Annotated in this window: 16 protein-coding genes, 1 tRNA gene and 1 pseudogene; 8 read left to right on the top strand and 10 right to left on the bottom strand. The window is 36.5% G+C overall.

The genetic code is table 11. From position 1 onward, the window contains the following. A pseudogene (locus AAC037_RS02515) lies at positions 1-770 on the bottom strand (acetylxylan esterase); the annotation flags it as partial. 123 nt (positions 771-893) lie between these two features. Next, positions 894-3,236 carry a M56 family metallopeptidase gene (locus AAC037_RS02510; RefSeq protein WP_339901394.1) on the bottom strand — a complete coding sequence of 781 codons (2,343 nt, stop codon included), beginning with the start codon at positions 3,234-3,236 and terminating at the stop codon, positions 894-896. 635 nt (positions 3,237-3,871) lie between these two features. Between AAC037_RS02510 and AAC037_RS02505 the strand changes: the two genes are divergently transcribed. Further along, positions 3,872-4,291, top strand: a complete 420-nt coding sequence (locus AAC037_RS02505; RefSeq protein ID WP_339901392.1) for a transposase — start codon at positions 3,872-3,874, stop codon at positions 4,289-4,291. A 455-nt stretch (positions 4,292-4,746) separates the two neighbouring features. On the opposite strand, the gene AAC037_RS02500 is transcribed toward AAC037_RS02505, so the two are convergent. Both AAC037_RS02500 and sucC read right to left on the bottom strand, forming a co-directional pair. Next, positions 4,747-4,820: transfer RNA gene (locus AAC037_RS02500), tRNA-Arg, on the bottom strand. A 36-nt stretch (positions 4,821-4,856) separates the two neighbouring features. After that, a complete protein-coding gene (gene sucC / locus AAC037_RS02495; RefSeq protein WP_339901390.1) occupies positions 4,857-6,071 on the bottom strand; it encodes an ADP-forming succinate--CoA ligase subunit beta in 1,215 nt (404 codons plus the stop codon). A 251-nt stretch (positions 6,072-6,322) separates the two neighbouring features. Here sucC and AAC037_RS02490 point away from each other — a divergent pair, with 251 nt between their 5' ends. The 5 genes from AAC037_RS02490 to AAC037_RS02470 all read left to right on the top strand — a co-directional run bounded on the left by AAC037_RS02490 (position 6,323) and on the right by AAC037_RS02470 (position 10,654). Beyond that, a complete protein-coding gene (locus tag AAC037_RS02490; protein WP_339901388.1) occupies positions 6,323-6,976 on the top strand; it encodes an ABC transporter ATP-binding protein in 654 nt (217 codons plus the stop codon). A gap of 88 nt (positions 6,977-7,064) precedes the next feature. Continuing rightward, the gene (locus tag AAC037_RS02485; RefSeq protein ID WP_339901387.1) at positions 7,065-8,012 is read left to right on the top strand and encodes an acetyl-CoA carboxylase carboxyltransferase subunit alpha; all 948 of its coding nucleotides are present in this window, start codon (positions 7,065-7,067) and stop codon (positions 8,010-8,012) included. A 63-nt stretch (positions 8,013-8,075) separates the two neighbouring features. Beyond that, positions 8,076-8,873, top strand: a complete 798-nt coding sequence (locus AAC037_RS02480; protein WP_339901386.1) for a patatin-like phospholipase family protein — start codon at positions 8,076-8,078, stop codon at positions 8,871-8,873. Between the two features lie 3 nt (positions 8,874-8,876). Further along, a complete protein-coding gene (locus AAC037_RS02475) occupies positions 8,877-9,434 on the top strand; it encodes a 1-acyl-sn-glycerol-3-phosphate acyltransferase (RefSeq protein ID WP_339901385.1) in 558 nt (185 codons plus the stop codon). A gap of 284 nt (positions 9,435-9,718) precedes the next feature. Continuing rightward, positions 9,719-10,654, top strand: a complete 936-nt coding sequence (locus AAC037_RS02470; RefSeq protein WP_339901384.1) for a YihY/virulence factor BrkB family protein — start codon at positions 9,719-9,721, stop codon at positions 10,652-10,654. A 220-nt stretch (positions 10,655-10,874) separates the two neighbouring features. Here the strand turns inward: AAC037_RS02470 and AAC037_RS02465 are convergent, their stop codons facing one another. From AAC037_RS02465 to AAC037_RS02440, 6 genes are all read right to left on the bottom strand, one after another. Further along, on the bottom strand, positions 10,875-11,642 hold the full coding sequence (locus tag AAC037_RS02465) for a glucose 1-dehydrogenase (RefSeq protein WP_339901383.1): 768 nt from the start codon (positions 11,640-11,642) through the stop codon (positions 10,875-10,877). Positions 11,643-11,908: 266 nt separating this feature from the next. After that, positions 11,909-12,124, bottom strand: coding sequence for a hypothetical protein (locus AAC037_RS02460; protein ID WP_339901381.1), 216 nt, complete (start codon positions 12,122-12,124; stop codon positions 11,909-11,911). A gap of 103 nt (positions 12,125-12,227) precedes the next feature. Then, complete coding sequence (locus tag AAC037_RS02455; RefSeq protein WP_339901379.1) at positions 12,228-12,926, bottom strand: TetR/AcrR family transcriptional regulator; 699 nt, start codon at positions 12,924-12,926, stop codon at positions 12,228-12,230. A 43-nt stretch (positions 12,927-12,969) separates the two neighbouring features. Continuing rightward, on the bottom strand, positions 12,970-14,259 hold the full coding sequence (tyrS, locus tag AAC037_RS02450) for a tyrosine--tRNA ligase (RefSeq protein WP_339901378.1): 1,290 nt from the start codon (positions 14,257-14,259) through the stop codon (positions 12,970-12,972). Between the two features lie 177 nt (positions 14,260-14,436). Beyond that, a complete protein-coding gene (locus tag AAC037_RS02445) occupies positions 14,437-15,753 on the bottom strand; it encodes a M56 family metallopeptidase (RefSeq protein WP_339901376.1) in 1,317 nt (438 codons plus the stop codon). Between the two features lie 39 nt (positions 15,754-15,792). Then, entirely contained in the window at positions 15,793-16,149 is a 357-nt protein-coding gene (locus AAC037_RS02440; protein ID WP_339901374.1) for a BlaI/MecI/CopY family transcriptional regulator, read from the bottom strand. 218 nt (positions 16,150-16,367) lie between these two features. Here AAC037_RS02440 and AAC037_RS02435 point away from each other — a divergent pair, with 218 nt between their 5' ends. Both AAC037_RS02435 and AAC037_RS02430 read left to right on the top strand, forming a co-directional pair. Next, positions 16,368-17,750 (top strand): AGE family epimerase/isomerase, encoded by a 1,383-nt coding sequence (locus AAC037_RS02435; protein WP_339901372.1) that lies wholly within the window; start codon positions 16,368-16,370, stop codon positions 17,748-17,750. A gap of 207 nt (positions 17,751-17,957) precedes the next feature. Continuing rightward, positions 17,958-20,647: HEAT repeat domain-containing protein (locus AAC037_RS02430; RefSeq protein ID WP_339901370.1), on the top strand; the 2,690-nt coding region annotated here is incomplete at its 3' end.

The following is a 20,647-nucleotide window of genomic DNA, read 5'->3' as shown; positions in this document are numbered from 1 at the left end:
GAAATTGTGATGGCCCATCTAGTGTCTGAAGCACCGGTCCAAAGTGAAGCTTTTCCACCTCTGGAGTGTCCAATTACAGCAGCTTTTTGGGCGTTGATATCTTGGCAAGTTTCAAAATAATCCATGGCGCGCATGGCTCCCCATGCCCAGGCACCTAAGCCACGCATTCCATTTTCCTTTTCTAATTCTTCAGGATACAATTTACTTAAAATATCTTCTGTGAAAGTTACTTTGTCATCATCGGATACATCCTTCACATGAAAGGTGGCAGCGGCATATCCACGGCTTACAATTTCTTCGGCAGGCCAGAAGCCCATTTTAATTTTTCTGGTGGGGTCAATATTTTCCGGGCCCCTGTGGTTAATTAATAAGAATACAGGAGATGCTTCTTTTCTTTGATTAGGAATGAACAAGATAAGCCTCATTGTGGCTGATTGAGACCTATAAGTTACTTCTATGTCAATTTCCTTCAATGTGGCCAAGCCATTCATGGCCAATTTATCTTCATTAACAACGGTGAAGGTTTGGGCGTCCATGGCTTTTGGCATGGTACCATATACATTTTCTTCAAAAAGATGGACTAATTCAGGTCTTCTCACTTGCGCCCAATCCTGAATGGTCCTAATCTCTTGACCTTTCAAATTGACGAAAAGGTCCGGTATAGAAAAATCAGGAACTTTTGATTCGTCTGTGTGGGTTTCTTTTTGAGCATAGGATAATGCAGGAAGCATTGCAAGAAATAACGTGTAAAGAAGATATCTGTAGGCCATTGTAATATTTTATGTTTAATTGATTTACCTGCAATATATAAAAAAACCTACCAAAAGGCAGGTTGTTTTATACTTTGAAGCTGGTTTAAATGTGGTTGTAGCCGTTTTATTTATAGTAGTCAATTACTCTGTTGTGATTACAATAACGCCATTTTCGGCTTTTTCTCCATGGAGATTCAATTTGTTTGGATTTACCACAGAAATGGTTTTTATATTTTCCGGTTTAGGAAAGTTAGTGATTGATGGAGATTCGTGAACGGTTCCATCAATAATATAAAGAGGGGACTGAGCTGATTTTATAACTTGGCTTTCCGCTGCTTTAAATACAATTTTGTTTATACCGGCATCTCTTAAGGCTGCTTGTACATTTTGAACCTCGCCCATTTTTATATCTTTTCCGGCAGAAAAATTGACGAATATCGAATGGGGATCCAAGGAATTAAAGCCGTTGTATGCTTTTATTAATCTTGATAGGCCTGAATTGATAGGCATAAGGACGCCATTGAATGAAATCAAGCCCTCTTTAATAATCAGGACAGGGATTTCTATATTCGATGTAATGGAGGCCTTCTGTGCGGAGTAACTATTGATTTGAATGGCATCGCCATAATCGTTATTTAAACTTGGGAGGATGGGATTGCTATCAGCGCCGTTTATTTTAAAGGATATGGGCAACAGCAATTGGTATTCATTTTTTTGTAAAATCGGTTTTAAGTTAGGCGCATTAGAAAGAACTTGAAGAATTTCTTTTTCGAAACTCGCATCAATCCTTTGAGAGAAGGAAACCCCCTCTATATTTCCATAAGAATCTGTTTTGAGATTGACAATTGTTGTTCCGGATAAACCTTTAGCTATATTACCTTTAGGAAAATCCAAGTTTTCAATCAAGTGTGACTTGAATGTAGAACCTAAGGCGATGGCTCCGGATTTTAAGTCATCATTAAAAGATAAACCTCTGTTTTCAGGGAAAGATTTTGCATTGTTGTTTGGACCCGGACTTCGAAATTCTGTGTTTTGGGTAGTTTTATAATTGTTTGATTTCTTTAATTTGATATTGGTATTTACCACTACTGCTACGGTCTCACCGTCTTTTTTACCGGGTATCCAAGTAGGACTGTTACCTTTGGTAAGGGCGGTAAGAAGCAATTGATCTACTTCTTCTCCCAAACTCTTCTTTATGGAAGCGTATACTATATTGGCTTCTTTATCTACAACAAATTCCAAGGCAACCAAGTCACCATCCATTTGAATCCCATCTATTAGGCGAGCAGGAATTTGTGACCTTAAATATTCCTCCCAAGCATTCCATCCCTCCTTAGGCTCAGGTTTTTGATCTGCAAGTTGATAAGAAAATGCATTTTCATATTTTTTATTTAATTTGGAGTTGGGTCTGAGTGTTTCCACTAAATTTAGCACTTTTATGAATTCCTGTTGGTTTTTTATTCCGGTAAACTCATAGGACAATTCGCCCACTTGTACATTTAAAGACTCATGATGAAGCTTTCCAATACTCTCATAATGAGTAGGGTTTTTTATACTCTTTAATTTTATACCTACTGCTATTGAATCTTGAAAGGCTTCTATTTGATTTTTAAGAAATGAAATTGGGAGTGTTGAATAATTGTTAAAAGAAATAATGCTATTGTTACTTTTCATAGAAATCAAACCAAATACCAAAACAGTTAATGGAATAAGCATTGCTACTTTAAACCAATTGGTTTTTTTATTGGCTTTCATCATCCTAATCCTTCTCAGGGTTGTTGAACTTACAAAATTGCTTCCTAGGGGTAGATCCAATCCTGCAAAAGCCATTCTTGCCACAAGTTTTGGATAGGAATCTTTTAATTCTTTATCTTTAATGACACGAGCATCAGCTTGGAATTCATGTAGGTCAACCAATGCACGATTCATCAAGTGAATGATTGGATTAAACCAAAATACATTACTGAGTATTTGATAGATGATTATATCATAAGAATGCTTTTGTTTAACATGTTCAATTTCATGATTGAGTATTTGCTTCTTTTCTTTAGTACTTAATTGAAGAGAATCATCCCAAAAAACTTTATCAAAATAAGAGAATACAGGGGTGAGGCCAAAATTGGGGACCTTGAAGTATTTTTCCTTAAGCATATAAGATGTTTGATACCATCCTTTTCTTAAAATTTCTTTTAATTGTAGATACTGCCAGTAAAATCTAGCAAATAGTAACAAGACCACCACCAAGTAACCAAATACCAGATAATCTTTAAATCCCCATAGCGTGGGAAGTCTGCTCCCTGTTACGGTTACTTCAGGTAAACCATATGCCCCGGCGATTTCCCTTTGGCTGTCAAATTCTAAAGCCTTTAAAAAAGCTGTATTTTCCAAGGAAATACTTGGTGTTTCAAAAGAAACTGGGATTTCAATTAAAGAGAATGCCACAGCAAGAAATGGAGTGATCAACAGATATATTCTATTAAACACGAAGGTTTTTTCATCTTTAAGGAAAACCCAATAAAAAATGTAGAAAAAAGACAGGCAAATAATACTCTGCCATATGAAGTTAATTATTGAAGCCATATTCAGTTTTTAATAATTTGCAGATTAGATTATTAATTCTGTTTGTTTTTTACAAGCACTATATGCTCTCTAGTTGTTCTGCTTAAAGTTCCCCACAAAATTTCATCAATTAGTGGTTGAATTGTAATAGAACCATACTTCTTATTTAATTCATTATTAGGGTGATAATTTGGAATATCTCAAATAAGTCAATTAAACTTATCGATTTAGTTTTAGAATTCCTAATAAACTTGAAAAAATACCTAAAAGATTAAATCATCTATTTCAAACAATTTGATGTCAGGCTATTTATTATTTTAAATCTTTTCAAAATCTAAACTTATTGCGTTAACGTAGACGATATTTCTCTAAAATCCAATTTCAGGGAACTTAAAGAATTGAATTTTTAACTTTTAAATGACATTTCTCACAACAATTTATATTTATAATGCGTTTTAATTAGGTATATAAAAATTAAATAGAATTTACGGTACAGATATTGTAAAACAAATAGAAATAAAACGTAACTTCGCTTAATTTATCATCTAAATAATTATTTTATGTCTATTCAAGAATTTTTAAACAAGTACTCAGATCTTTCTAAAACCAATGCTGTGGTTTATATGGAAGATGCGGATGGAAATATTTTCCATTCAATTGACGATGCGCACAAAAAAGGAAAACATCCTTTTGTAACAAAAAATCTAAAAGATTCAGCCATTACTGATTTAGATAGTTTAGGTTTAAGCTCAAAAGGGGAGGCTTCTAAATTAATGGGTATCTTACAGTTTATCTACGGCGTAGATGCCAAAGCTGATAAACCGACTACAAGAGGCAGGAGGACTTATTCTGCTGAAGAAAAGGCGGGAATCCTAGCTGAATGGAAGAAGGCTGAAGCTGAAGGCAAAACCAAAGCTGATTTTAGTAAAGAAACAGGAGTAACCTACCAAACTTTATTTAAATGGATTAAAGAGTCTTAAGAAAATTAGCGTTTGATGCCTAGAGGTTAGGCCTAAAGATAATTTTCTAATTCCTTATAAATTAGTATCAATATAATCTTTTTAGTTCTGTACAAACTTATTTGTTTGTTTAGATAAAAGGCAGTAGCACTTGGTAGTCACCAAGTGCTATTTTTTTTTATTTTATAATTCAACCAAGTTTAATAAATATATTATCTGAGCTATTTATGTGGTAACATTAATAATAATTTAAAATTCATGTTTAAAATAAAATATGGTTTGCTAATTTCTTGTTACGCCAGTCTAAAAATAAGATTATACCTTTATTCAATAGGTTTTAATTAGTGTGTGATATCGTTTTGAGAGAAGGGATTGGTATTAATTTTGCTTGGAAGGGATTGTCTGTTTTTTTGTAGCTGCCTAAAAAGTCTATCCATAAAAAAAGCCTACTTATTTTCCAATAAGAAGGCTTTTTGTACACCCGGAAGGATTCGAACCCTCAACCCTCGGAGCCGAAATCCGATATTCTATCCAGTTGAACTACGGGTGCATGCGGGCCATGTAGGCCGCAATTGTATTTTTAATATTAAGCACTTAGTACATTCTGTACTTTTTCTGCAGCTTCTTTTAAAGTAATGGCAGAAGTAACTTTTAGTCCGGACTCATCAATGATCTTAGCCCCTTCTTCAGCGTTGGTACCTTGTAACCTTACGATAATTGGTACACTAATGTCACCAATAGACTTATAGGCTTCTACTACTCCGGATGCAATTCTGTCACACCTTACAATACCTCCAAAGACATTAATAAGGATCGCTTTTACTTTAGGGTCTTTAAGGATAATTCTAAACCCGGCTTCAACGGTTTGTGCATTGGCCCCACCTCCAACATCTAGGAAGTTGGCAGGTTCTCCACCGGACAGTTTGATCATGTCCATAGTGGCCATTGCCAATCCAGCTCCATTTACCATACAGCCTACATTTCCGTCAAGCTTCACATAATTAAGACCGGATTCTGCTGCTTCTACTTCAAATGGATCTTCTTCATCAAGATCTCTCATCTCTGCAAGCGCCTTGTTTCTATAAAGTGCATTGTCATCTAGATTCACTTTGGCATCAACTGCCAGTATTTGATCATCAGATGTCTTTAAAACCGGATTGATTTCAAATTGGGAAGCATCACTTGCATCATAAGCTGCATATAGCGCCATGATAAATTTTACCATTTCTTTGAAGGCATTGCCTTCTAAACCTAGTTTAAAGGCTACGTTTCTAGCTTGGTATGGTTGAATGCCTAACATGGGATCTACCCATTCTTTAATAATTTTTTCAGGAGTGCTTTCGGCGATCTCTTCAATATTAACACCACCTTCTGTGGAAGCCATGATAATATTGCTTCCTGTGGCTCTATCCAATAAGATAGATAAATAATATTCTTTTGGATCGGATTTGCCTGGATAGTAAACATCTTGTGCAACCAAGATTTTTTTGACCAATTTGCCTTCCTCACCTGTTTGGATGGTAACAAGTGTACCATTCAATATATCTTTGGCTTTTTCAGGAACATCATCTAACGATTTGGCCAAAACCACACCTCTGGATCCGGTTTCTTTAATTTCTCCTTTACCTCTACCTCCGGCATGAATTTGTGCCTTTAGTACATACCAAGAAGTTCCGGTATCTGCTGTAAGCTTCTTGGCTGCCTCAAGTGCAGCTTCAGGGCTATCAGCGACAATGCCTTCTTGTATTTTGACTCCGTAAGATTTTAATACTTCTTTAGCTTGATATTCGTGTATATTCATTATGGTCAAATTTTTGCCCGAAGTTAATGTCAAATGTCCGATTATTCAAGATTTAGCAAAGGCTTTTTGTTGATTCTTTTTAGGATTGTCTTTTCTTCTGTCAATATTTGCTTTTCATGCGATTAAAAATCAAGCCGATAGCGTAGAATGCAAGTACTGTAAGTTTATTTCTACTGATCAATATTATTTTTGATTAGTTTTAAAATACACCTATGTTTGTTCAACCATCACATAAATTATCTTTAAATTATATGTTCGTTGCGCAGTCAATTCAAAAATATTATGGAGAACTCCACGTCCTGAAAGGGGTAGATGTTACCATTCAAAAGGGAGAGATAGTTTCCATAGTCGGAGCTTCAGGCGCCGGTAAAAGCACTTTGTTACATATATTAGGAACCTTGGACAAACCCGATGAAGGTTCCTTGGAAGTAGATGGGGTTGATGTTTTAAAATTGAGTGGAGACAAACTGGCCAGTTTCAGGAATGATAAAATTAGTTTCATTTTCCAATTTCATAACCTGCTTCCCGAGTTTACAGCGGAAGAAAATATTTGGATTCCTGGTCTTATTGGTAAGAGATCGGAAGAGAAGCTTAAAAAAAGAACCAATGAACTGGCAGCACTTTTGGGCATCTCCTCACGACTAGGACATAAACCCGCTCAATTGTCCGGTGGAGAGCAACAAAGAGTGGCCGTAGCAAGGGCATTGGTAAATAACCCTGATATTATTTTTGCAGATGAACCCAGTGGAAACCTGGATACGGAAAATGCCCAATCTTTGCATGAGTTGTTTTTCAAACTTAGAGATGAATTGGGGCAGTCCTTTGTAATTGTCACCCACAATCAATCCTTGGCAGAAATGTCAGACCGGATGTTGACCATGAGAGATGGGAAAATTTTAACCTAACATAAATTGATTAAACGCCATCTTTGATATAAGTTGGTCAGGTAATCAAAAATTAATTTTTATCTTTGATGCTTCAAAACTTCATTTTATGGTATTAGAATTTGAAAAGCCTATAGCTGACCTTGAACTTAAACTTCAGGAAATGATTCAGTTGGCAAATGAAAAAAACATAGACTTGTCTTCAGATATTCAATCTTTGGAAGAAAAGCTTCAGGTATTAAAAAAAGAAACTTTTCAGAACCTTACCCGCTGGCAAAGGGTACAGCTTTCCAGACATGCTGATAGACCTTATGCCTTGGACTATATCTATGAAATGACCAATGATTTTATTGAGCTTCATGGCGATAGAACGGTTAAGGATGACAAAGCTATGATTGGTGGCCTTGGTGATATTGATGGTAGATCCGTCATGTTTATTGGGCAGCAAAAAGGAAGAAATACCAAACTCCGCCAAGAACGGAATTTTGGTATGGCCAACCCGGAAGGCTATAGAAAGGCTTTGAGGTTGATGAAAATGGCTGAAAAATTTAATAAACCGATCATTACTTTAATTGATACTCCTGGTGCTTATCCCGGCATTGAGGCAGAAGAGCGCGGACAGGGAGAAGCCATTGCCAAAAACCTTCGAGAAATGTTCAAGTTAAAGGTTCCTGTAATTTGTATTATTATAGGTGAGGGAGCGTCAGGGGGTGCCTTGGGCATCGCCATTGGAGACAAGGTAATGATGCTTGAAAATTCCTGGTATTCAGTTATTTCACCAGAAAATTGTTCTACAATACTTTGGAGAAGTTGGGACCACAAAGAGCAGGCAGCTGAAGCCCTTAAGCTTACCGGACCGGACATGAAAGACAATGGCTTGGTTGATGCCATCATAGAAGAGCCCCTTGGCGGAGCCCATAGAAACATGTCCGATATGGCGGGTAGGATTAAAGGTAAGATCAAAGAAGCGCTGATTGAGCTTGACAAAATGAAAGTTGACAAGAGAATTGAAAAAAGGATAGAGAAATTCTGTGCAATGGGCATCGTCCAAGAGTAGGGTGGCAGTTATAGGGATAATTGAGGATTAAATTTTAAACTGATTTCCTATTTAATTATTATTTTGAAAAAAAAGAATAAAATAGGCATTGCATTGTCCGGTGGGGGTGTCAGAGGAATTGCTCACCTTGGTATTTTGCAAGGGCTCGGTGAGGAAGGGATTTCTCCTGATTATATTTCCGGAAGTAGCGCAGGGGCCATTATTGCAGCTTTGTATGCACATGGATACCCTCCGGAAACAATCTTTAACATCATCACCCAAACCAATTATTTTAAGTTCTTTAAGCCTTCAATTAGTTTTAAAGCCTTATTAAAAATGGATTTATTGGCGGATTTATTTGCCAAATATCTACCTGAAGATGACTTCTCTGCCTTAAATATTCCCATTTTTGTTACCGCTACCAACTTTCAAAACGGTCGGACCGAGTACTTCTCCGAAGGACCCTTGATAAAGCGATTGATGGCTTCATCTTGTATACCAGGTATGTTTGAGCCAATTTTACTCAACGATACACTTTATGTAGATGGGGGAGTTTTAAATAACTTACCGGTAGAGCCATTAATTGGCCTATGTGATACTCTTATAGGTGTCAATTGTAATAATTTAGCAATATTAGATGGGCAACCCAATATTAAAGGTCTCATAGAGCGATCAGTAATCATGTCCTTGAATTATAATGTTTACAGCAGAAAAAATCAATGTGATTTTTTTATGGATCCTCCCGGTTTGGCTCAGTTTGGAGTGCTAGAGGTTAAGAAAGCTGCTGAAATTTTTGAAACAGGTTACCTATTTTGTAAAAAATATATTAAAGAAAATCCACCTTTACTTGATTTAAAAAGTCAAGCTAGTAACAGTCACTAAATCATGAAATTACTTGCTCGTTTAATATTTTGGATTTCAGGTTGGGAAATCTCAGGAAAATGGCCTGAAGGCTTGAAAAAAGCTGTGTTGATAGCCATTCCCCATACAAGTAATTGGGATTTAATCTATGCTCTTTCAGCTTTCTACCTGATGGAAGTACCCGTTAAGTTCACTATTAAAAAGGAAATCATGGTGGGCCCTTTAGGTTGGTTGATTAAAGCTTTGGGAGGAATTCCAATAGATAGAAAAAAGGTGAGTGGAAAGCGGAAACAAACCTATACCGAAGCCATGATTCAAATGCTCAATGAATCAGAAGAATTAGTGATGATGGTAACTCCCGAAGGAACTAGAAGTTATGCTCCAAGGTGGAAATCAGGGTTTTATCACATTGCTCTTGGTGCGGAAGTTCCTGTAGTGGTTGGTTTTTTGGATTATAAAAGAAAATTAGCAGGTATTGGTCCTGTAATTCAACCCAATGGAAATTTTCAAGAACAAATGGAGGAAATGAAAGCCTTTGGAAGGACCATTACCGGGAAATATCCTGATCAAGGCATCAGGTAGTAGGGACTTACCACATTTTATTTTTTTTGGCTTTCTGTAAAATGTAAGTTTCTGATTTACCTTTACCTATGAATTCAGGTCGTCCTAACAAATTACCATTTAATTTTTAGCAATTCATAAACCTGCAAGCGGTAGGGTATGCTTTTTATAATCAGCCTCTTTTTGCTGAACAAAATTTGTCCTGATTTGCTAATGGCCTTAAGCTAAAAGATTGATTTGAATTTTGGCATTAAAAAGGGAATGATTTTTGGTACATACCTTAGAAAAACGTAGGGAAAGATTCTATGATTAAAAGTAAAATAAAAAGGCTAAAAAAATATTCCGTATTTGAAATATTGATAGATGGGGTTAAAGATTTTGGTAAAAATGACTCTTTAACTTTTGCTGCTTCTACCGCTTTTTACACCATTTTTTCCCTTCCAGCATTGTTAATCATTATTCTTAATATTGCCTCAGTAATCCTAAATGAGGATACAGTAAAAGAGGAATTATTAACACAGGTTTCAAAAATGATGGGTACTGAAAGCGCGGCTACCTTAGAGGACGTTATGTCAAATGTATCAGTTACCGGTCAAACTTTGTATGCCCGGATTATAGGTATTGGGGTCCTAATATTCTCTGCTACTACAGTCTTTGTCAGCTTACAAAATAGTATCAATCATATTTGGCATATCAGGTCCAAACCTGAAAAGGGTATTTTGAAATTTTTAATGAATCGTTTTTTAAGTTTTTCAATGGTTGCCTCAATCGGTTTTCTATTATTGGTTTCACTTCTAGCAGATGCTTTTATTGTTATTCTGCTGAACTATTTTTCAGGTATATTTGAAAATAGCACTTTGCAATGGGCTTCAGTTATCAATTTTTTGGTAACACAATCCATAGTTGTTCTTGTTTTTGGTTTAATGTATAAGATTCTTCCCGATGCGAAAGTAAAATGGAAAGATGTTTGGCTTGGTGCTTTTGTAACCATGCTCCTTTTTGGCTTAGGGAAATTCTTAATAGGCCTATATTTAGGAAATGCTGATGTAGGTAGTTACTATGGGACAGCCGGGTCGTTGGTAGTGGTATTGATTTGGGTATACTATTCTGTCCTCATTTTTCTCTTTGGAGCTCAACTGACCTATTATATTGCTGAAAATATAGGAGGTCATGTTACGCCCATCAAAGAGGCAGTAAAGGTCAAGATTATAGAATTAGAAGATGATAACCATAAGGAATGATAGTGTGCGCAGTAACTTTCAAGTTCTTGAATCAAAAAATGAATGAAGGATAGCATCTTAATTGTACCCTTAGGAAGGTATTAATACTGACCTATAATAAAAAAGCCATAAAAATATTGAATTTTTATGGCTTTTATAATTTTGAAACCTTCGCCAATTGTTGAGTTTCTTGAGATTTTGGATTGGTCCTAGTACTTTATTGCAGTAGCTTTACTTGACTTCAAGCTTGGAATCCTCCATCCACAGTAAAGACGCTTCCAGTGGTATAGCTTGAGGCTTGAGAGGCCAAAAATAAAGCCATAGCACCTATTTCGTCTTCTTCACCAATTCTTCTCAAAGGAAGTTCTTTTAAAAATTTCTCTCTAAGTTTTTGATTTGACCAGAGAACTTCTGAAAACTTGGTTTTAATCAAGCCTGGGCATATGGCATTTACACGGATATTATAAGCTCCCCACTCTTTAGCAAAAGCCTTGGTCAAAGAGACAAGCGCAGTCTTACTTACACTGTAAAGACCCAGGCCTTTTTCAGGAGACAAGGCACTAATCGAGCTTATGTTGATGATAGAGGCCGCAGAGGATTGTCTTAAAAAGGGTAAGCTCAACTTTGATAATTCATAAGGTGCTTTAAGGTTGACATCTAAAATTTTGTCAAAAACACCTATATCGGTATCTTCAATGGCTCCATAAACAGGGTTAGTAGCGGCATTATTGACCAATATATCGATCTGGCCATATTTATTGACAGTTTGCTCAATCAGATTTTTACGATCATCAGGGTAACCAATATTATTGGCAACCCCCATGGCGATGTACCCCTTTTCTTTGAGCTTGCCTATAGCTTCATCAAGCCTTTCCTGATTTCTACTATTGATCACCACCTTAGCTCCTGCCGCAGCAAAAAAATGAGCGATTGAAAAACCAATACCACTACTTGCGCCCGTAATAATAGCGACTTTTCCATGCAGTGAAAATAGTGAGCTTAAATCCATATAAATTTTGTTTTAAGAAGTCAAAATTCTGTCTATTCAAATTTAAAATTTAAACCCGAATTATCCAACAGAATTTTATTTCCTTAGTTTCATGCAATTAAGAATTGGGGTGGTTTTTTAAAAAACCAAAAGTTCTAAATTAGGGCGTTTCAATTATAATACCTTCCTAAGAAAGTAAGTAAGGGAAGCCTATAATGATTTTTTGGAAATAATAATTATAGGTAAAGCTGGTCTAATATATTCCGAAGAATTGTCTTTGGACTAATTTAGGAGTGGTTTTCTCGTGTTTTAAAACCCTTTTTCTCAGATTGGTCTTTTTGATCTTTTTCCATATTCCTAACCTCTTTACCTAATACCTCTTTGGCTGAAATTTCTTGTTCTGAGTCTCCATTGAGTTTTTTGGTTTTGAATATTTTATTGTAGAGTAAAAAGATTGCAATTACGATTGCTACGATTGTTAAAGCTCCAATTAATAAATCCATAGTATTTTCTTTAGTTTATTGCACATAATAGTACAATAACAATGCCTAAAGTATACATGCGTCAGATATTGGATACTATAACCTTAAAAAAAATATTTTCTTTTTAGAAAAGATTACCTTGAACAGGTTGAGATTTCACAGGGTTATTAGTACCTTTTAAAATCTCAAAAAGTATTTTGTTGAAACCATTTTTCCAACTTTCTGCATTGATTTTGATGTCATTTGGCTCAAGGTTAACTGATCCGGATAACCTGCAGTATCCAATTAACATGCTCCAAATGGTATAAAAGGTGCTGTCTGCTTGTAAATCGGGTCGCATGCTTCCGTCTTTTATACCTAGAGATATCGCTTTAATACCAATTTTTGCAATATCATTATGGTTTTGAAGTAGCTTGTTGAAATATTGACTTTCTAAAAGCAAAGGGTTTACTTTTTCTGAATCTTGGTGATACAATTCCAATACAGATAAAAAATAGAGAATGGCGTCATGGAAAACTTTCTTTTCCTGCACAAATAGAAAATACCCATTGACCAAATCAGTCATCACTTCAATACCAGTTTTGTCTTTTCCCTTGCCAAAAGATTTATTAAAGACCTCTTTTAATTCTTCGATCCCTTTTTTTGTAATGGCCATGTAAAGGTCTTCTTTACTTTTATAGTAAAAATAAACAAGACCTTTACTTATTTTAGCCTTTTTAGCTACGTCTTCGACTTTTGTGGCATGGAGACCTTTTTCACCAAACAAAACGATGGCGGATTCAAGGATTTTTTTCTCTTTTTGCTGTCTTTCGTAAACGCCCATATGCTATACTGTGCTTGTTAATTGGCAGACCTGATTTTAATTCTTATGAAAGTACCTTGATAATAAAATATTTTTTCTTTCCTTTTTGTACCAAAAGGTATTGATCTTGGAGTAAGGCGGTTTCCACTTTATTATTTGGGTTTTCTATCTTTTGCTTATTTATAGATACCCCACCTCCCTGAATCATTTTCCTGGCTTCACCTTTTGACTTAAAAATTGTTTGATCTAAGGTCAATAAATCTAGGGCATTTTCTGAATTTTCATAGGTAGTCTGATCCATTTCTATCACATCAACTCCATCAAACACTTGGAGGAAAGTACGCTCATCCAATGTAGATAAATCTTCTAAGGAGGACTTTCCAAATAATATATTTGAAGCTTTGACTGCTATCTCATAATCCTTTTCACTATGAACCAGAATCGTAATGTCTTTTGCCAAGGCTTTTTGCAAGGCACGAAGATGTGGCGCTTCAAGGTGTTCCTTTTCTAAATTTTCTATCGTTTCCCTATCCAGGGTAGTGAAAATTCTAATGTATTTGGACGCATCTTCATCTGATACATTCAGCCAAAATTGGTAAAAGGCATAAGGTGAAGTTTTTTCCGGATCCAACCATACGCTTCCTCCTTCAGTTTTACCAAATTTGGTACCATCAGCTTTGGTAATTAGTGGAACAGTCAATGCAAATGCCTCGCCACCTTCTTTTTTCCTGATTAACTCAGTTCCGGTTACAATGTTACCCCACTGATCTGAGCCACCCAATTGTATGCTGCATCCTTTATTTTTCCATAGGTAATAAAAATCATACCCTTGGATCAATTGGTAGGTGAACTCTGTAAAAGACAGGCCATTTCCTTCCTCAAGCCTTCTTTTTACGGAGTCTTTGGCCATCATATAATTGACCGTAATGTATTTACCCACATCCCTAATAAATTCTAGAAATGAGAATTCAGACATCCAATCGTAATTGTTTACCAATACAGCTTTATTAGAAGCTTCTGCATCAAAATCTAAGAATTTCTCCAACTGCTTTCGGATACCGGCAATATTTTGATCCAAAGTAGCCTTGTCTAAAAGGTTTCTCTCTGCCGACTTAAAAGATGGATCTCCAATCATTCCTGTAGCCCCACCAATAAGCGCAAGGGGTTGGTGTCCTGAGCGCTGAAAATGGAGTAAGGTCATTACACCTACCAAGTGGCCTATATGAAGTGAATCTGCCGTTGGATCAAAACCAAGATAGGCTGCTGCTTGCCCTTTTTGTATATGTTCTTCTAATCCTGCGGTCATGTCTTGGATCATGCCACGCCACTTTAATTCAGCTATAAAATCATTCATTCAACTCTGCTTTTTATTATGCGTCCGCAAATATAAGGCATCCTGATAAAAGGAAGGAATGAAAGGATTTATTAATTTAATTGAAGGTCATATTTAAACAGAAAGTTTAAAGAATTAGGAAAAGTGTTTTTGTTTTATTCATAATAGCCCTCATACCATAGAAATTTAATTCTTTTTTTATTTCAATTTTAATTTAAATCGAAATTCAATTTCAACCGTTTTGCCTTTCAATTCTTCAATGTTTAGTCTAGGAAGATCATTGATTACTCTTTTGCATTCTTCATACAGTCTTGAGTGTTGGTTTGATTCATTAATTAATATGGGGTTTGTTAAAGGATTGTTCCCGTAGCCGACGACTACAATATCTTTGTATTTAAATGGGTCACGTTTTAAGCTACCATCGGGGTAATAATATACTTCACCAGAAGGTTGTGTCTCATAAACACCTGTCAATTTACCGTTGTTATTTATTTTGAAATATAAAGTTACCGATCCAACTTGGCCAAATTTTCTCGCTTCTTTGGGGTACTTTAGCGATTTGGAAAAATACCTGCTCAAATCATCTATTGTATTAATATCGTTATTTGATGGGGTATTTTTGGTTTTTGAGGTTTCTGATGCTTTGAAGCCCATTTCTTGACTCTCAGGTGCCTTGAATGTTGTTGTTTTTTCAGATAGGCCTGCCAATAAGATCAGGAAAATAGGCAAAATAGCTAATTTTCTAATCCTTGTAAATTTCGAAATACTAGTTGATTTCATCATAAGTATACGGTTTTTGAGATTATTGGAATTCAGTTCTGTAAATTGAGGAAGTACCATCCGATCGCTAACCATCGAGACCAATGCCATTTGGTATTGTCTCATATTGGATTTTTGTATCACCATGTCATCTACTCTGTATTCGAGGTTTAACCTTATGGCTCTGTTTAGAACATAAACCACTGGGTTGAACCATTGAAAGGCTGAAAGAAATTCTATTAGGAATAAATCAATATAGTGCTTTTCATTTAGGTGTACCTTTTCATGATCAACCACCATTTCTAAATTAGGATGATGGATAATATTGCTTCCAATGATGATTTTATTGATAAAGGTAAAAGCTCGAATGTTTTTATTTGATAGGTAAACGGTTTGGCTTCCCATCATATCTTTTTGAGCCGTATTGTATATTTTGTAAGCTTGGAAATAGTTTAGCGCGAACCTAATCAGACAAAAAACTATTCCAATGATATATATGTTGACCACTATGGCTAACCAATCCATAGTTTCAGGATTGGTACTAGCATGGATGAATGTGCTAGCTTCGGGAGAAATTGGAGATGTTTCATTGACATACACTAAAACTCGTGAAAGGTCATCTTGTATAGGTATTTGTATCAATGGGATGATATGTGCCAACGGAAGAACAAGCAACAAGAAGATCCGGTTAAAAACAAATTGCTTGTGTCCTCTAAGTATAAAATAGTAAGAGAGGTATAATACCAAACTTATCATTGATACCTTCAATAGATATAGAAAAAGAGCTTCCATAATTTATTTTGATTGTATTATTTTGATCAATTCTTTAACTTCTTCATCATCCAATTGCTCCTCTTTTACAAAAGCTGCAACAACACTGGAGACGGAATTGTCAAAATAATTGCTTATAATCTCCTTCATGTAAATTTTGCGATAGGCTTCTTTCATCAACAAAGGGAAATACTCATAAGTATTTCCATAAGCATTAAAGCCTACCATTCCTTTTTCCTGCAAAACCCTGATGAGAGAAGAAACGGTATTATAATGAGGCTTTGGGTCAGGATATTTGGCTACAATGTCTTTAACAAAAGCCTTTTTAAGTTGCCAAAGTATTTGCATTAGTTCTTCTTCCTTTTTAGTTAATTTATCCATGTAGTCTTAATTTTTATACAAGTATAAATATACAACGGGTTTTCCAGTTTAGCAATTGTTTTTCCAGTTAAACAACTAATTAATTATATGGTTCGCTGTTTAGAGTTTACCCTTGAAGATAAAGTGCTAAAGTATATTCCTATAAAACGACAAACTTGCTTAGTTGGAAATCTGAAAGAATGAAATTAAATTTAGGTGATTATTAAAACCCAAAATTTATGAAGTCCCTACCTTTAGTTGTTTTTTTAGTATCCTCTCTTTTGCAGCCTATTTTTGCTCAAAATTCTGTAAGAGAAAAAATTGCGGATGAAATTGCCTATTCCATTAACCATGAGCTGATCAATCATTGGTATCCAAAGGCCTACGATACAACATACGGGGGGTATATCAGTTCTTTTGATGCGGCATTTAATCCTACTGAAAATCAAGACAAAATGATTGTTTCACAAGCCAGGCATTTGTGGACTTTGTCTAAGATGATTGAGAGAAGTCCTGATACCAAACATTATTATGAAGGAGCAAAACTTGGGTTTACATTTTTGAAAGATAAATTTTGGGACAAGGAAAATGGAGGGTTTCATACTTTACTTAGTCGTGAAGGAAAGGTGAAATCCAGTGGCATTGGCTCCAAAACAGCCTATGGCAATGCCTTTGGAATATATGGATTGGCGGCATATTATAAGGTGTCGTCAAACCCAGAAGTACTTGCGTTGGCTAAAAAGGCTTTTTATTGGTTGGAGGAGCACAGTTACGATCCAAAATATGGAGGTTATTTCCAATCCTTGGCTTTAGATGGCACAGTCTTGAAGCGAGACAGTAATACAGCTTCTACCGCTACCATTGGCTATAAAGATCAAAACAGCAGCATTCATTTATTGGAAGCTTTTACCGAATTGTATGGAGTTTGGAAAGATCCATTGTTGAAACAAAGAACTAAAGAATTATTGACAATCATAAGGGATAAAATTGTTCAAAAGGAGGGGTATTTACAATTGTTTTTATATCCTGATTGGAAGCCGGTGAGCTTTAGAGACAAAGGCAGGGTTGCAATAGACAAACACCATTCCATAGATCATGTTTCCTATGGTCATGATATAGAGACGGCTTATTTGATGATGGAGGCGTCCCATGTCTTGGGATTACAAGAGGACTACAAAACCTGGAAGATAGGAAAGAAAATGGTAGATCATTCTCTCAGGTATGGCTGGGATAATAAGGTTGGCGGTTTTTACGATGGGGGATATTATTTTGCCGGAGAATCTAAGCCTGAATTAATTAAAGATACAAAGAATTGGTGGGCACAAGCTGAGGGGCTTAACAGTCTTTTGATTATGACTGACCTATATCCGAATGATCCTTTGAACTACTTTAAAAAATTCCAAGTCCAATGGGAATATATACAGCGGTATCTGATTGACCATGAGAATGGAGAATGGTATCCGGGTGGCCTGGACAAGCAACCTGAATTAAAAAATGCAAGGAAAGGGCAAATTTGGAAAACCGCTTATCACAACTTTAGGGCAATGAATAATTGCGAACAAAAACTGAGAGACCCTTCACACCTTGCTTTGACCATTAATAAGGGTGAGAATGGACATTAAAAGGTGATGCTAACCTTTGTAAAAATTAAATTTTTCACTACTAATCTTTTCCTTATATTTCCGGACTGGTATATATTGATATCTTGTAAAAATGTATCGAGTATATACCTAAACATCGGAGACTTTTTCTAATGATAATAGAACAAAGTTGTCCTTTCTGTTCTGTTTTTATAAAAGCAGAATTCCGAAAATAATTTATTGTAACCCATGAAGCAATTGACAGTAAAATCCCTTCTTTTTTTTTGTTTTTTTTCCATAGGATGCTTATTTATTCTTTTTGGCTGCGGAACAAATAAAGAACAAGATTTAAGAAAAACTAAATTTAATCCTGCTGATACCCAGAAATGGGCTGCTGAATTGGAAGAGCAACTGAAGCCTGAAATTGATTCAGGTCTTTTTGTAAAGGTTTGGGCCTCAGACTCCATGATTTTTGATCCCATATCAATAGATTTTGATGATCAAGGAAGATTGTATTACACCCGTACCAACAGGCAGAAAAATTCTGAACATGATATTAGAAGGCATCAGGATTGGGAAATAAGATCCATAGGTTTACAAACCATAGAGGAAAAGCGTGCGTTTCTGCGCAAGGAACTGTCTCAAGAGAACAGTGATAAAAATGAATGGCTAAAAGATGTCAATGAGGATGGCTACCATGACTGGAAAGATATGGCTGTGGAAAGAGACCATATATACCGAGTTGAAGATACAGACGGAGATGGTTTGGCAGACGAATACCAGCTGGTATTTGATGAGTTATATGAGGAGGTGACAGATGTTGCAGGTGCTGTAATGAAACAAGGTGATGACTTATTTGTAGGTGCTGCTCCTGACATGTGGCGGGTAAGTGAAGATCCTGAGACCGGATTGGCTTCCAACAAAGTTTCTATTTCTCATGGTTATGGGCTACACATCGGTTTTGGAGGACATGGGATGTCAGGCTTAGAAATGGGGCCTGACGGTAGGGTCTATTGGGGTATAGGAGATATTGGTTTTAATGGAGTGGACCAAGATGGGGTTGAGCATAAGTACCCGAATAGGGGAGTGATCGCTCGTTCTAATCCTGATGGAAGCGATTTTGAAATTTTCGCAATGGGTGTAAGGAACACCCATGAGTTTGTATTTGATGACTATGGTAACCTGATTAGTGTAGACAATGATGGGGACCATAGGGGTGAAAGTGAGCGGCTTGTTTATTTGGTTGAAGGATCTGATACCGGCTGGCGGATCAATTGGCAATTTGGTAAGTACAGGGATCCAAAAAACAATACATATAAGGTATGGATGGATGAAAATATGGCCAAACCGAGACACGAGGGGCAGGCAGCCTATTTTCTTCCACCTATTAAAAACTATATCAATGGGCCTACCGGAATGTTATACAATCCCGGTACAGCTTTAGGTGAAAGGTGGAAGGATACCTTTTTTGTTGCAGGGTTTTCAGGAAATCCTGCGAGATCGGGTATATATGCTTTTAAATTAAGTCCTAAAGGAGCAGGGTTTGAAATGAAAGAAACAAAGAAAATACTGGGAGGCTTACTGCCTACAGGAATGGATTTCGGTCCGAATGGAGCCCTTTATTTTTCTGATTGGATTGATGGTTGGGGAACAAAAGACAATGGCAGGGTTTGGAAACTTGAAGATGCAGCAGGAGAAAATAGCCAACTTCGGAAAGACACAGAAACCTTAATCAGAGCTGATTTTAAAAATAAAGAAAATGAGGAGCTTGGGAATTTGCTGGCCTACCCTGACAGGCGGGTACGGCAAAAAGCTCAATTTGAATTGGCCAATAGAGCCGGTAAGGGGTTAGAGGTTTTCAAGCAAAAACTAGCTGCAGACAAAGAGCAACTAGCTAGAATTCATTCCATATGGGGTATTGCTCAGCTTGACCGATCGGGTGAAGAAGATGCCGGAAATTTATTATTGCCATTATTAGAGGACCCTGATTCTGAAATCAGAGCACAGGCAGCAAGATGGCTAGGTGATATAAAGTATTCTCTCGCCGAAGAAGCATTAATTCCCTTGCTCAAAGACAATATTAAACGGGTACAATTTTTTGCAGCAGAAGCATTGGGCAGAATTAAAGCTCAATCTTCAGTACAACCAATCATAGCTCTATTAGCGGATAATAATGACGAAGATGTCTATATCCGCCATGCCGGAAGTCTTGCCTTGGCAAGGATTGGAGATGTTTCTGCCATTGGAGCCTTGCACAATCACCCATCAAGGGCTGTGAGGGTGGCTGCAGTTGTGGCTTTGAGACGGATACAAGCTCCTGAGGTGGCTTTGTTTTTAGCAGATAAGGAGGAGTATATTGTGGCAGAAGCAGCCCGAGCAATCAATGATGATTTTTCTATTGAAGAAGCTTTGCCTGCTTTGGGTAAAGTGTTAACTAGAAAAGGATTAAATTCAGAACCTTTACTCAGAAGAGCAATCAATGCCAATTTAAGAGTTGGCAATGAAGAAGCTTTAGGTTTAGTATTGGATTTTATTGCTTTGGAGTCAGCACCTGAAGCAATGAGAATAGAAGCCATTGAAGCATTGTCTACCTGGGACAACCCATCTTTACTTGACCGTGTTACGGGAAGGTATAGAGGAGAAATAAAACGAGATGTCCAAGGAATTCGGGCAAAGGCCGCCGGTCCATTACTAAAATTAACAGCCCATTCTAGTCCAAAAATACGACAATCTACAGCGTCTGCTATTGGTAGTCTAAAAGTTACAGATGCTTCTGATAAATTGTTAAGCCTATTAAAAACGGATAAAGTACCCATGGTGCGAGAAGCAGCCATCAAAGCTTTGGCCAATCTTGGATCAGATAAAATGGGAAATGCTTTGGAATTAGCAACCACAGACCAAGACAAGGGGGTTAGAGTAGCCGGATTGGCTATTTTGGG

It is taken from the genome of uncultured Cyclobacterium sp., from assembly GCF_963976465.1.
Lineage (GTDB): Bacteria > Bacteroidota > Bacteroidia > Cytophagales > Cyclobacteriaceae > Cyclobacterium.
Note: the sequence above shows the minus strand (reverse complement) of the source record. Positions and strands in the feature narration are given on the sequence as shown.

Excerpts from the sequence above, each read along its gene's own strand:
- AAC037_RS02505 (WP_339901392.1), top strand. The coding sequence starts at position 3,872 with ATGTCTATTCAAGAATTTTTAAACAAGTACTCAGATCTTTCTAAAACC.
- sucC (WP_339901390.1), bottom strand. The coding sequence starts at position 6,071 with ATGAATATACACGAATATCAAGCTAAAGAAGTATTAAAATCTTACGGA.
- AAC037_RS02490 (WP_339901388.1), top strand. The coding sequence starts at position 6,323 with ATGTTCGTTGCGCAGTCAATTCAAAAATATTATGGAGAACTCCACGTC.
- AAC037_RS02485 (WP_339901387.1), top strand. The coding sequence starts at position 7,065 with ATGGTATTAGAATTTGAAAAGCCTATAGCTGACCTTGAACTTAAACTT.
- AAC037_RS02475 (WP_339901385.1), top strand. The coding sequence starts at position 8,877 with ATGAAATTACTTGCTCGTTTAATATTTTGGATTTCAGGTTGGGAAATC.
- AAC037_RS02470 (WP_339901384.1), top strand. The coding sequence starts at position 9,719 with ATGATTAAAAGTAAAATAAAAAGGCTAAAAAAATATTCCGTATTTGAA.
- AAC037_RS02465 (WP_339901383.1), bottom strand. The coding sequence starts at position 11,642 with ATGGATTTAAGCTCACTATTTTCACTGCATGGAAAAGTCGCTATTATT.
- AAC037_RS02460 (WP_339901381.1), bottom strand. The coding sequence starts at position 12,124 with ATGGATTTATTAATTGGAGCTTTAACAATCGTAGCAATCGTAATTGCA.
- AAC037_RS02455 (WP_339901379.1), bottom strand. The coding sequence starts at position 12,926 with ATGGGCGTTTACGAAAGACAGCAAAAAGAGAAAAAAATCCTTGAATCC.
- tyrS (WP_339901378.1), bottom strand. The coding sequence starts at position 14,259 with ATGAATGATTTTATAGCTGAATTAAAGTGGCGTGGCATGATCCAAGAC.
- AAC037_RS02445 (WP_339901376.1), bottom strand. The coding sequence starts at position 15,753 with ATGATAAGTTTGGTATTATACCTCTCTTACTATTTTATACTTAGAGGA.
- AAC037_RS02440 (WP_339901374.1), bottom strand. The coding sequence starts at position 16,149 with ATGGATAAATTAACTAAAAAGGAAGAAGAACTAATGCAAATACTTTGG.
- AAC037_RS02435 (WP_339901372.1), top strand. The coding sequence starts at position 16,368 with ATGAAGTCCCTACCTTTAGTTGTTTTTTTAGTATCCTCTCTTTTGCAG.